Below are 11,842 nucleotides of genomic sequence, written 5' to 3'. Positions count from 1 at the left end.
CACCGTGGAGTGCATGATGCACGACCACAAGGCCCTCCAGGCGGGCACCAGCCACTATTTCGGCGACGGCTTCGCCAAGGCCTTCCACATCACCTACACCGGGAAGGACAACCAGCTCCATTATCCCCATCAGACCAGCTGGGGCGTCAGCACCCGGATGATCGGCGGCATCATCATGACCCACGGCGACGACAACGGACTGGTGCTGCCCCCCCGGGTGGCCCCTATCCAGGCGGTGGTCATTCCCGTGGCGGCCCACAAGCCCGGCGTGCTGGACGCCGCCGCCGCCCTGCGGGACCGGCTGAAGGAGGCGGGCGTCCGCTCCAGGATGGACGATTCCGACAACTCCCCCGGCTGGAAGTTTGCCGAGTACGAGATGAAGGGCGTGCCTCTCCGGGTGGAGATCGGGCCCAAGGACATGGAGAAGGACCAGTGCGTCATCGCCCGCCGGGACACCGGAGAGCGGGTGACCACTCCCCTGGCGGAGCTGGAGGAGACCGTGAAGCGGCTCCTGGACGCGGTGCACGAGAATCTGTACGCCATGGCCCTTCGGAACCGGGAGGACAACACCTTCGATATCTCCTCCCCCGAGGAGGCCAAGGCCATCGCCGAGGGCAAGGGCGGCTTCCTGCGGTCCAAGTGGTGCGGCTCTTTGGAATGCGAGCTGGCCATGAAGGAGCGGGCGGGCGTCACCTCCCGCTGCATGCCCCTATCCCAGAGCGGCACGGAGGGCGTCTGCCCCGTGTGCGGCAAAAAGTGCGTCACCGATATCTATTGGGGCGTGGCCTATTGAAGACCCAAAAGGGGGAGCGGCGCTCCCCCTTTTTCCCACTCCAGAAAGGAGGCCGCTCCTTGGAACGCCGCCGCTATCAAGTGTTAGACGCCATTCGGGGCTGCGCCCTGATCAGCATGATCCTCTATCACGCCTGCTGGGACCTTGTTTATATCGTCGGCATGGATTGGCCCTGGTACCGCGGCTTCGCCGCCCACGTCTGGCAGCAGAGCATCTGCTGGACCTTCCTCCTCCTTTCCGGCTACTGCTTCGCTTTGGGCCGCCATCAGTTCCGGCGGGGGCTGACCGTGTTTTCCTGCGGGGCCCTCATCACCGCCGTCACCTGGCTTTGGATGCCCTCCAATCTGGTGTACTGCGGCGTGCTGACCCTGCTGGGGGCCTCCTCCATGCTGCTGGTCCCCCTGTCTTTGGTCCTGGAGCGTCTTCCTCCCCGGGCGGGGCTGGCGGGGAGCTTCCTCCTCTTCCTGCTCTTCCGGGATGTGAACGCGGGCTTCCTGGGCTTCGAGGGGCTGCGCCTGACCGCCCTGCCGGACGGGCTCTACCGGAACCGCCTCACCGCCCTGCTGGGCTTCCCTCCGGCGGGCTTCTTCTCCACGGACTATTTCTCCCTCCTCCCCTGGTTCTTCCTCTTCCTGACGGGGTACTTCCTCTTCCGGCTCCGGCCGGAGGAGGCGCGGGAGATGCGGCGGGTCCCCCTGGCCGCCGCCATGGGCCGCCATTCCCTTCTCATCTACATGCTCCACCAGCCGGTGATCTACGGGGCGCTGGCCCTGGGACGCCTTCTCTTGACAGGAGGGACGGCATGAATAAACTCGTCATGGGCATCCTGGCCCACGTGGACGCCGGGAAGACCACCCTCTCCGAGGCCCTTCTCTACCAGAGCGGGGCCATCCGCCGCCTGGGCCGGGTGGACCACGGGGACGCGTTCCTGGACACCGACGATATGGAGCGGGAGCGGGGCATCACCATCTTCTCCAAACAGGCGGAATTCTCCCTGGGGGACCTGGAGGTCACGCTGCTGGACACCCCGGGGCACGTGGACTTCTCCGCCGAGGCGGAACGGGTGCTCCAGGTGCTGGACTGCGCGGTTTTGGTGGTCAGCGGCAGCGACGGCGTCCAGGCCCACACCCGGACCCTCTGGCGGCTGCTGGAGCGGTACGGGGTTCCCACCTTCCTGTTCATCAACAAGATGGACCTGACGGGGACGGACCGGGGAGCTCTGCTGAAGGAGCTGAAGAGCCGGCTGGACAGCGGCTGCGCGGACTTCTCCCTGCCGCCGGAGGAGCTGGCGGAGGAGGCCGCCATGTGCGACGAGGCCCTGCTGGAGCGGTATTTGGAGACCGGGGCCGTCTCGGAGGCGGACCTGACGGACCTCATCCGGCGGCGGAGGCTCTTTCCCTGCCTCTTCGGCTCCGCGTTAAAGCTGGAGGGGGTGGAGGCGCTGCTGGAGGCCCTGCGCCGCTGCGCGCCTCTACGGACCTATCCGGCGGACTTCGGCGCCCGGGTCTTCAAGGTCTCCCGGGACGTCCGGGGGGCCCGGCTGACCTGGATGAAAATCACCGGCGGCACGCTGAGGCCCCGGGACGTCCTCACCAACCGCCGCCCGGAGGCGGAGGCCCAGCCGGACGCGCCGGAGGAGGAACTTTGGGAGGAGAAGGCGGACCAGCTCCGCCTCTACTCCGGGGCCAAATTCCGCCCCGTGGACGAGGCTCCCGCCGGTTCCGTCGTGGCCGTCACCGGACTGAGCCGGGCGCTCCCCGGCCAGGGGCTGGGCTTTGAGACGGCCTGGACGGTTCCCTCCCTGGAGCCAGTGCTGGCCTATCAGGCGGAGACGGAGGCGGACCCCTCCGCCGCCCTCAAGGCCCTGCGGCTTCTGGAGGAGGAGGACCCCCAGCTCCGGGTCTCCTGGGACGGCCAAGGCATCCGGGTCCAGCTGATGGGGGAGGTCCAGATCGAGATTCTCCAGCGCCGCCTGAAGGAGCGCTTCGGCATCGAGGCGCGCTTCGGCGCAGGGCGGGTGGTGTACCGGGAGACCATCGCCGAAGCCGTGGAGGGCGTGGGCCACTTCGAGCCTCTGCGGCACTATGCCGAGGTCCATCTGCTCCTGGAGCCCCTGCCCCGGGGGACGGGCCTCCGGTTCGCCGCCGCCTGTCCAGAGGACCAGCTGGAGGGCCGCTGGCAGCGGCTCATCCTCACCCACCTCTGGGAGAAAATCCACCTGGGGGTCCTCACCGGGTCCCCCATCACGGACATGAAGCTCACCCTGACGGCGGGCCGGGCCCACCTGAAGCACACGGAGGGCGGCGACTTCCGTCAGGCCACCTACCGGGCCGTGCGCCAGGGTCTCATGTCCGCCCAGAGCGTGCTGCTGGAGCCCTGGTACGCCTTCCGCCTGGAGCTGCCGGGGGCGCAGCTGGGCCGGGCCCTGCACGACATCCAGCAGATGGGCGGCGAGGCGGAGCCGGCGGAGACCCTGGGGGAGGAGGCCGTTCTCTCCGGCGAGGCCCCGGTGGCCGCCATGGGGGACTACGCCAGGGAGGTGGCCGCCTATACCCGGGGCCAGGGCCGCCTGAGCCTCCGCCCCGCGGGATACCGGCCCTGCGGAAACCCGGAAGCCGTGATCGAGGCCCTGGGCTACGACCCGGAGCGGGACGTGGAGAACACGCCGGACTCCGTCTTCTGCGCCCACGGGGCGGGATACACCGTGAAGTGGAGCGACGTTCCCGCTCAGGCCCACGTGGACAGCGGCCTCCGCCGGAACGCCCCGGAGGCGGAGGCCGCCAAGGAGCCGGATACCCGGCGCAGCGCCTCCTACGCCGGGACCATCGAACAGGACAAGGAGCTTCAAGCCATCTTCGAGCGGACCTACGGCGCGGTGAAGCGGCGGGATTTCCTCCCGCCCAAGGAACCCCGGAGGCCCCCCGCCCCGGAGGCGGAGCGCCGCCCCGTCCGCCCCCCGCCCGGGGGGCCGGAGTATCTGCTGGTGGACGGGTACAACATCATCTTCGCCTGGGAGGAGCTGAAGGCCATGGCCCGGGAGAACCTGGACGCCGCCCGGAAGGCCCTGTGCGACCTCCTTTGCAACTACCAGGGCTGGCGGAGGTGCGAGGTCATCGCCGTCTTCGACGCGTACAAGGTCAAGGGCGGACAGGGGTCCGTGGAGCGGTATCACAACATCCACGTGGTCTACACCAAGGAGGCGGAGACGGCGGACGCCTACATCGAACGGGCCACCTATGAGATCGGAAAGCGGCACCGGGTGCGGGTGGCCACCTCCGACGGGCCGGAACAGCTCATCATCCTGGGCCACGGGGCCCTGCGGCTCTCCGCCTCTGCCTTTCGGGAGGAGATGGAGCAGGTCCAGGGCCAGATCGCGGAGCTGCTCTCTCACAACAACCGCCGGGGCAGGGGCCCCGGAGCCCTTCGGACCGCCATGGAGCGGGCGGAGCGAAAAAAGGAGGAACCGCCATGCTGACTGTCTGCACCGCCCTGGGCGTCTTCGGCGCCAGCGCCGCCGCCCGCTGGTATCTCAACCGCTCCAGCCGCCGGGAGACGGCGTTCTGGGGCGGCCGCGTCCGGCTCCGGGCCCTTTGGAACCGGGGAGCCGCTTTTGGACTGCCCCTCCCCAAGGAGGCGCTGCCCCTGGTCTCGGCGGCGGCGCTGGGGGCGCTGTGGTCCCAGCGGAGGCGGCGGCCCCTGGCCGTGGGGCTGCTTCTGGGCGGGGGGCTGAGCAACCTCTCCGAGCGGGTCCGGCATGGCCGGGTCTATGACTACGTTCAGTTCCCCAAAGCGCCGGGGCGTCTGCGGCGCTACGTCTTCAACCTGGCGGACTTCGCCATCCTGGGCGGAGGGCTTCTGCTGCTCCGCCGGAACCGGAAATAATCACAGGCGGGACCCCTCCCCAGGGGCTCCCGCCTGTGCTTTTGGCCCCGGGAACGGACGGTTCCCGACGGTTCGGAGCGCCGACCGCTTTCGCGGGCGGCGCTCCTTGATTCGATTCGCCCGCGCCTACGCCTGGAGCTGGGCCAGCATGTTTCCGGCGAAGCGCTCCAGCCGCTCCTCGATCCCCGGCAGGGCCATGGCGGCTCCGGCGTCGTTGGCCGTCTCCAGGAGGCAGAAGTTGGGCGGCAGCCAGAAGCCCTTGTTGGCGCTCATGGCCGACGCCGCCTGCCCGGCCACAAGGTCCCCCCCGGAGTAGCCCGAGACCACGATGGCAAAGACCGCCTTATCCTCGAAGGACGTGGTGCGGTACAGCGCCGTCAGCCGGTTCACGGCGGCGGTGAGGTTGGCGGAGAGGGCGTCGTTATAATTGGGGCAGAGGAGGACCACCGCGTCCGCCTCCCGGATGGCGGGGAAGACCTCCCGCACCATAACGCCGCCGTAAAAGCAGCCCCCCTGTTCTCCGAAGTGAAGGCAGGTGGTGTAGGCGCAGCCGGCGCAGTCCTCCAGCGTTCCGTTCCGCAGTCCGATCTCCCGGACCTGACAGCCCGCCGCCTCCAGACCCTCCCGGACCCGGCCCCAGAGGGCCAGGGTGTTGGAGGTAGTCCGGCTGGAGGCGTGAAGCGCCAGAATCCGGGGGCGCTCCCTCCGGGGCGGCGCGAAGGTCCGCACCCGCTCCGCCAGGTCCGCCACCGCCCGGCGGTACGCCTCCTCCAGGCCGCAGCCGGCGTTTTTCGCCTGGACGGTGAAATTCCGCAGGTCTCCCACCGCCTCCACCAGCGGGCGGCCCGGGAAGGCGCAGCCCGCCAGACTGGCGGCGAGAAGCAAATCCCGCCCCGCCGCCTTGGTGTAGAGGTCTCCGGCCCCGTCGATGACCACGCCGCCCACGCTGCCCCGGAGGCAGCCGGGGTGATCCCGCAGCCAGCCCAGGAGGCCGTACAGCTCCGTATTGGTTCCATTTCCCGGCAGGGAGAAGGCAAAGAGAATCCGCCGGTTTTCCAGGGACTCCCCCCTCCGCCAAAGCCGGCCCCCCCGCCCCGCCAGGGCGGCGTTCAGCGTCTCCCCCAGCCGCCCCGTCAGGGGACCGGCGGCCAGGGTCCATTCCCGTTCCATGGCTTCACCCGCTCTCAGGAAATTTCGTGCAGAGCCCGCTCCGTCTCCCGGAGGCGGGCAAACAGGGCGTCCGGCAGCTCCAGGGTCTCCAGCTCCAGCCCCCAGGGGGTGAAGCGGTTCTTGCAGCCAAACCACACGCCCCCCAGGGGCGCCGAGGAGCAATGCCACCGCCCCCGCAGGGTCAGGAGCAGCTGCATGGCCCCGGAGGAGACGGCGGGGGCCACATAGGGCTTGAAGCCCAGGTCCCGAATCCGGAGATTGGCCTCCAGCGTCAGCTGGGTCAGCTCCCGGGAGAGGGCATCGTCATAGCGCTCCACGGAGTTGGCGATCACCAGCCCCCGCCCGTGGGGGCCAAAGCTCCGCCCCTCCGTGAGGAAGGAGGCAAAGCGGGGGTCCCGCTTCGCGAAGTACGCCGCCCGGGCGTTCATCACCCCCAGGCCGAAGCCCTGGACCTGCTCCGGCAGGAGGCCGAGATGGTCCATCTCCCCGTCCGGCCCCAGGTTGGAGGCCCGCCACACCACCCGGCACAGGGGGTCCACCGGGTCGCTGAGGACGGCGAAGAGGCCCCGGAAATCCGCCTCCCGGGCCTGCCGGGCGAAGGACTCCGCCAGGGGGCGGTTGGTCTCCAGCTGGGCCATGCGCACGTCCCGGACGCCGCTTCCCACCGGGGGAACGGCCTTCGTGGCGGCGAAAATAAACACGTCGCAGTCGAACAGGCGCTCCGGAGGGACAGCCTCCACCTCCGGCAGGGCGCCGTAGTCCCAGGGCCAGGCGATCTGGCCCATCTCTGCGGTCCACCGGGCTATGGTGTTCTCGTTCAGGTCGCAGATGCCCAGGCCGGAGATCACGTCCCCGCCCAGCAGCTTCAGCGCCGTCAGCAGCGTGCCCCCCACGTCCCCCACCGCCAGGAGGTGGACCCGCTTTTTCCCGGGCTTGGGGACCACGAATTCCAACGCCCGCTCCCAGCGGGGGTGGCGGGTGTTTACCCCTGTCACCCCGCCCTGGGGAAGGGCGGCCCGGACAGCCTCCGGCAGGGCCGGGACCTCCCCCAGCCGCCGGGGGTCCAGCCAGCGGACGTCCGCCGCTTCCCCGTTCAGCTGCCGGGGGTCCGCCGCCAGCCAGGCGGCGGGGGTCCGGGCGGGGTCCTGCTGGATTTTATATGGTGTGTGTTCTGTCATAGCGCCTCCTTTTGTCTCACCGCAAAAGCTCCCGCATCCGGTCCAGCTGCCGGAGGTCCCCCTCCAGGCACGCCGACGCGGAGAGATTCGGGTCGTACCGCAAAGCCGCCCCCTTGTCCGGACTCAGGGGCAGGTTCACCGCCTCGCTGAGGTGGGAGAGGGTCAGGTTCCGGGCGTAGCGCTCCCGGTAGGCCCGCTCCAGCGTCAGGAGAATCTCCCGGCTGTTTTCTATGCAGGTCCGGGAGAAGCGGAACACCGCCTCCCGGCCGCACTCCCGGTAAAACCGGGGGAAGGCGTAGGGCAGGATCAGGTTCACCGCCGGGGTCAGTCCCGGGACGGAGGGCCGGGCCTGGGCCACGGTGTCCCCGCCGATGAAGGGGTACATGGTGGACTCCACAAACCAGGCCCGGAGGTCCGGCACGAAGTACACGCTTTCCACCGTCCGCCCTCTGGCGGCCATCAAGTCCCGCCCCCGGCCGGAGAGGAGGCCCACCACGCAGCGGTCGATCTCCAGCTCCTCCCGGCGGAAGAGGGGGTCCAGGGCGTTGATGCGGTTGCCGGTGTGGAGCAGGTCGTCCACCAGCATCACGGGGCGGCGGAAGGAACGGATGGTGCGGATCTGGCTCTCCAGCGGCGCGTAGCCGGGGAAGGGAGCGATGGAGAAGGAGCGGAGGTCCGGGGCGAAGACCTTGTCCGTATGGATGGTCTTTGTCACGGTGTTGGGCACGGCGTTGCCCCGGAGTATCTTGCCGAAGGGCACGCACATCTTCGGCCCCAGGACCCGGGGCGTCTGGGGCTCGGCGGGGACGCCGTTCTCCTCCGTCAGCATCCGGACCAGGCGGTGGTAGATGACCTCCGCGTTGAAGGACAGCACCAGCGTCCCCGGGTACAGGCCGCACACCGCCTCCTGGAGGCGGAGATGGGCCTGGCTCACGGCGGCAAGCACCTGCCGGTCCGAGGCGAAAGGCTCCTTCAGCGTGGTGGGGATGTTCTGCACCAGCACCGCCGGGGACCGCATGTCCACCAGCAGCAGGGGCTGGGGGGTCTCCAGCTCCGAGGGCAGGAAGCCCTGGCGCTTTAAAATCTCCAGCTCCTCCGCCCCGGCCCGGCCCCACCAGACGCTGTAGCCGCAGTCCTCCTCCGCCGCGCGGGAGAGGACCTCCGTCAAAAGCAGCTGGCGGACGTCATAGTTCCCCCCGGGGGTCCGGACGGCCCAAAGCCCCGTCAGCAGCTGAATCCGGCCCGCCGTGCGGGTGCGGACCCAGTTGGCCAGGACCTCGCTTCCAAAGGCGCTGTACAGCTCGCCGGAGTTGACCACCCGAGTGGTCAAAAAGCCCAGGACCCGGGGCCGGGGCCCGGCGGCCCGGAGGAGGAAGAGGCTGTCGCGGGGGTCCGGCGGCGGCAGGGGGCCCAGGGCCGCGGACAGCTCCTCCCACAAAGCCGGGTCCGGCGTCTCCACCCGGGAGAAGTCCAGGAAGCTGGCCCGGACCAGCTGCTTGTACTGGGGCTCCCGGAGGTAGAGGCTGTTGCGGTAGATCAGGTCCTGGACCGTGGGGTCCACCAGGTTGGAGATGTCCCGGCCCAGGTCGATGTTCTCCCGGATGCGGGTGGAGCTGATGTCCTCCAGATGGGTGGGCAGCTGGAGCTGGACCACCCGCCCGGTGATGCGGGAGAGGTCCGCGTCGATCTCCCGGCCCTCGGCGTCGCTGGAGCGGCGGAAGACAATGTGATTCAGGGTGTGGACGGACCCCTCCCGGGGCGGGGCCTTGTAGGACGAGGCCCCCGCCACCACGTCGGACCCCACCACCAGAAAGAGCTCCCGCCCCTCGAATACCTGCCGCAGGCGGAGAAGGTCCTCCGGCGTTGCCAGGTTCACGGGGATGTCGTGGGGGAAGAGGTAGACGCCGAACTCGTCCGCCACGGACATGCTGACGATCTGCCGCCGGATCAGGGAGGGCTGGGCCTTCTTGGACCAGGAGAACTCGTCCACAGCCAGATACACCTCCAGCCCCAGGTCCCGGATGGCGGTGACGATGCCCTTGTGGGAGAGGGAGAAGGGATCGAAGGTGCCGGGGAAGAAGGCGGCGGCCTTGTCCCGCCACTCGAAGCGGAAGGGCCCGCTCTCAATGCGGTGCCGCACGGCGAAACGGTAGATGTGGGACAAGGCGGCGGCGGTGTAGAAGAAGGTCAGCTCCTGCTCGGCCTGCTCGCCGATGAGGAAGAGGAGCTTCTTGGCCACCAGGGTGAAGAGGCTGGTCTTGTCCTCATAGCTCAGCGCGCCGGAGGCAAAGAGCCCCTCGCCCAGGACCCGGAGGGCCTCCTGCCGCACGGGGTCCATGCAGGAGGCCAGCCCCTTCAAAAGAAGGCCCGCCATCCGCCTGCGCCGGGCGGTCCGGGCCTCCTCCGGCTCCTGGAAGCGCTTTTTATAAACGGCGTAATACTCCAGCAGCGCCCCCACGGTGGACAGCGAGGCCGCCGCCACGCTGGCGCTGGAGGAGGAGAGGAAGCGCAGCAGCTCGTCCAGAATCTCGTCCAGCTCCCTGGGGGGCAGCCAGAGGAGGAACTGGCCCAGGTAGGGGGGGATGTACTGGGAGATTTCCGACTGCCCGGTTTCCAGCGCCTCGCACAGCTCCACCGCCACCTCATTCCGCCGGTCCGGGGACAGCTGGGGGGCAATGTCCAAAAGGGCGTTTCCCGCCAGACGGCGGACCACCACGTTCTCGCTGACCTTCAGGAGGTTGGAAAAGTGGGTGGCGATGTGCAGCACGCCCACCGCCTCGCTCCGCCGGGCCTGGTCCAAAAGGTACTCCACGCCCACCGCCTTCAGCACCCAGGGCGTGGCGGTTTTCAGATTGTCCAGGAAGACGCCGCTGGCGGCCTCCCCCCGGTCCAGCAGCAGCTGGTGAGCGGAGACGTCCAGGCCCAGAAGGCCCCCCAGGCGGGCCTGGAGGTAGAGAAGCGGCGTGGACGAGCGGCAGTCCGCCGCCGCCACGGCCCTGGCGATGGCCTCCCTCTCCTCCGGCTCCGCCCCCAGAACCGGAAGAAGCCGCCGGCTCAGGCGCATGGCCGCCGCCTGCTGCGGGGCCTCGCCCCCTTCCAGCCACCAGGCGGCAAACTCCGCCAGCAGCCGGATGTCCCGGTGGTCCAGCCGCTCCATGGGCAGGTTCAGCGCCGTGTTCATCAGGGCGAAGGCCCCCTCGGCGTCCTCGGTCCCGGGGTCCTGATAGTGCCGGAACAGCAGCCCGGCAAACCGGGGGAAATCCTCGTCCGAGCAGCCCCCCAAAAGTGCGTCCGCCGCCGTCTTGGCCTGATAGCGGATCATGCTGATCTGCCGGGGCGTGAGGCGGCGGTCCGGGTGGATGAGCTTTTCCAGGTACTCCGCCCAAAGCTCGAAGGGCCGCTCCTCCTGGGCGCTGGGGGCCACCCCCTGGGGCAGCTCCTTCTTGTAGCCGGAGAGGAATTTGGAGAGAATCTGCCCCATCAGCCCCGCCGCCTGGCGGCGGATGTCCCCGTCCGGCAGCAGCAGCAGCTCGTAGAGGAACTCCAGCGTCTGCTCCTTCTGCTCCACGGTCCAATAGGTGAAGTACTCCCGGAAGATGGACACATAGGCCCGGATGCGGGCTGGGTCCTTCTCTCCCCGCGCCGCCTCCAGGGTGGCCACGAACAGCCGCTCCCGGCTCAGGCGGTGCATGAGGCGGATGTTGTGGTCCACAGCGGTCCGCCGCAGACCCAGGACCACCTCGTCCTCGTTCATCAGGGCGGGGTCCTTCCGGGGCAGGGGCGGGCCGCCGGGGGTCTCCAGCGTCACGTCCACGCCGAAGGTCTGGAGGTAGCCCTCGAAGTCCTGGAGCTTTACGTAGACATACTGATAGCGCCGGCGCTTGGCGTCGTCCACGTTGTCCAGCTTGGCGAGGATGACGTCAAAGGCGTCCTGGAGGGAGAAGAGCCGGGCGCTCTCCCGTCCCGCCTGGTCCCGCTCCTGCTTCACCCGGAAGTCGGCGTACACCAGCACCAGCGACTCCGAGGACAGATTCTCCAGCTCCAGGTCCCAGACGGAGTGGTTGGCGGCCACCCGGCCCAGCGTCCCCAGACCCCGCCAGGTGAACCACTGGTCCGTGTAGTAATAGTGGAGATAGGGCACCCGCTCCCCGGGCTTGCAGCCGAACTTGCCGATGTCGTGCCCCGCCGCCGCGCCGGAGATCAGGCCCAGGTCGATCTTTCCGCCCCCGGCCTTGAAGGCCCGGGAGACCATCATGGACACATGGTGGACCCCGGCGATGTGCTCGCAGGTGCGGAAGGGGGTCACCTCCCAGCCCAGGCGCAGGAGCTCGTAGATATATTCCTCCCGCCAGCGGCGGAGAAACTGGCGGTACTCCTCCGCCGCAGCGCTGGTCTTCAGCTCCTCCTCGGTGCAGAAGGCGAAGTCCAGCCAGAAGTCAAAGGGCAGGGCGGCCCGCTCCGCGTCAAAGAGAGTCCGGAGGAACTGGAGGAAGCACAGCGCCCCGTCCCGCTGGGCGGGGGTGCGGGCCGGGCTGGCCTGGGGATAGAGAAGGGAGGCGGCCACCCGATAGGCGTACAAGGCCCAGCCCTCCTCCGGCTCCGGGGCCAGGTCCTTCAAAACGGGGCGGAAGACCTCCAGCGCCCCGGCGCAGGAGATCCGCTCCCGGATGGGCAGCAGGGGGGCCAGCCGCCGCTTCCAGTCCACGGCGCCGAAAAGCGCCGCCGCATCCGCCTGGGGGCAGGCCAGCTTCCGCAGGAAGTCCTCTTCCTGAAAGGCCCGGGTCATGTTCAAATAGAGCTGTTTCATGGGTTCCTCCGT

At 69.2% G+C, this 11,842-nt stretch carries 7 protein-coding genes; 4 read left to right on the top strand and 3 right to left on the bottom strand.

Going from position 1 to position 11,842, the window contains the following annotated elements; genetic code table 11:
• The 4 genes from QZ329_RS08215 to QZ329_RS08200 all read left to right on the top strand — a co-directional run.
• Positions 1 to 793: His/Gly/Thr/Pro-type tRNA ligase C-terminal domain-containing protein (locus QZ329_RS08215; RefSeq protein ID WP_295750931.1), on the top strand; the 793-nt coding region annotated here is incomplete at its 5' end.
• Between the two features lie 59 nt (positions 794 to 852).
• Positions 853 to 1,599, top strand: coding sequence for a heparan-alpha-glucosaminide N-acetyltransferase (locus QZ329_RS08210; RefSeq protein ID WP_295750927.1), 747 nt, complete (start codon positions 853 to 855; stop codon positions 1,597 to 1,599).
• Complete coding sequence (locus QZ329_RS08205) at positions 1,596 to 4,268, top strand: TetM/TetW/TetO/TetS family tetracycline resistance ribosomal protection protein (protein WP_295750924.1); 2,673 nt, start codon at positions 1,596 to 1,598, stop codon at positions 4,266 to 4,268. Before QZ329_RS08210 ends, QZ329_RS08205 begins: the two co-directional genes overlap by 4 nt.
• Positions 4,262 to 4,675 (top strand): signal peptidase II, encoded by a 414-nt coding sequence (locus QZ329_RS08200; RefSeq protein WP_295750921.1) that lies wholly within the window; start codon positions 4,262 to 4,264, stop codon positions 4,673 to 4,675. Before QZ329_RS08205 ends, QZ329_RS08200 begins: the two co-directional genes overlap by 7 nt.
• 126 nt (positions 4,676 to 4,801) lie before the next feature.
• On the opposite strand, the gene QZ329_RS08195 is transcribed toward QZ329_RS08200, so the two are convergent.
• The 3 genes from QZ329_RS08195 to QZ329_RS08185 are packed head-to-tail and all read right to left on the bottom strand — an operon-like array spanning position 4,802 to position 11,830.
• Positions 4,802 to 5,845: an NAD(P)H-dependent oxidoreductase gene (locus QZ329_RS08195; RefSeq protein WP_295750918.1), complete on the bottom strand. Its 1,044-nt coding sequence runs from the start codon at positions 5,843 to 5,845 to the stop codon at positions 4,802 to 4,804.
• 14 nt (positions 5,846 to 5,859) lie between these two features.
• On the bottom strand, positions 5,860 to 7,023 hold the full coding sequence (locus QZ329_RS08190; RefSeq protein ID WP_295750916.1) for a lactate dehydrogenase: 1,164 nt from the start codon (positions 7,021 to 7,023) through the stop codon (positions 5,860 to 5,862).
• A gap of 16 nt (positions 7,024 to 7,039) precedes the next feature.
• Complete coding sequence (locus QZ329_RS08185) at positions 7,040 to 11,830, bottom strand: cytidyltransferase-related domain protein (protein WP_295750913.1); 4,791 nt, start codon at positions 11,828 to 11,830, stop codon at positions 7,040 to 7,042.
• Positions 11,831 to 11,842 lie beyond the last annotated feature (12 nt).

It is taken from the genome of uncultured Oscillibacter sp., assembly GCF_910579365.1.
Lineage (GTDB): Bacteria > Bacillota > Clostridia > Oscillospirales > Oscillospiraceae > Oscillibacter.
Note: the sequence above shows the minus strand (reverse complement) of the source record. Positions and strands in the feature narration are given on the sequence as shown.

What these genes read in the sequence shown, in the direction of transcription:
- QZ329_RS08205 (WP_295750924.1), top strand. Translation starts at nt 1,596, where the DNA reads ATGAATAAACTCGTCATGGGCATCCTGGCCCACGTGGACGCCGGGAAG.
- QZ329_RS08200 (WP_295750921.1), top strand. Translation starts at nt 4,262, where the DNA reads ATGCTGACTGTCTGCACCGCCCTGGGCGTCTTCGGCGCCAGCGCCGCC.
- QZ329_RS08195 (WP_295750918.1), bottom strand. Translation starts at nt 5,845, where the DNA reads ATGGAACGGGAATGGACCCTGGCCGCCGGTCCCCTGACGGGGCGGCTG.
- QZ329_RS08190 (WP_295750916.1), bottom strand. Translation starts at nt 7,023, where the DNA reads ATGACAGAACACACACCATATAAAATCCAGCAGGACCCCGCCCGGACC.
- QZ329_RS08185 (WP_295750913.1), bottom strand. Translation starts at nt 11,830, where the DNA reads ATGAAACAGCTCTATTTGAACATGACCCGGGCCTTTCAGGAAGAGGAC.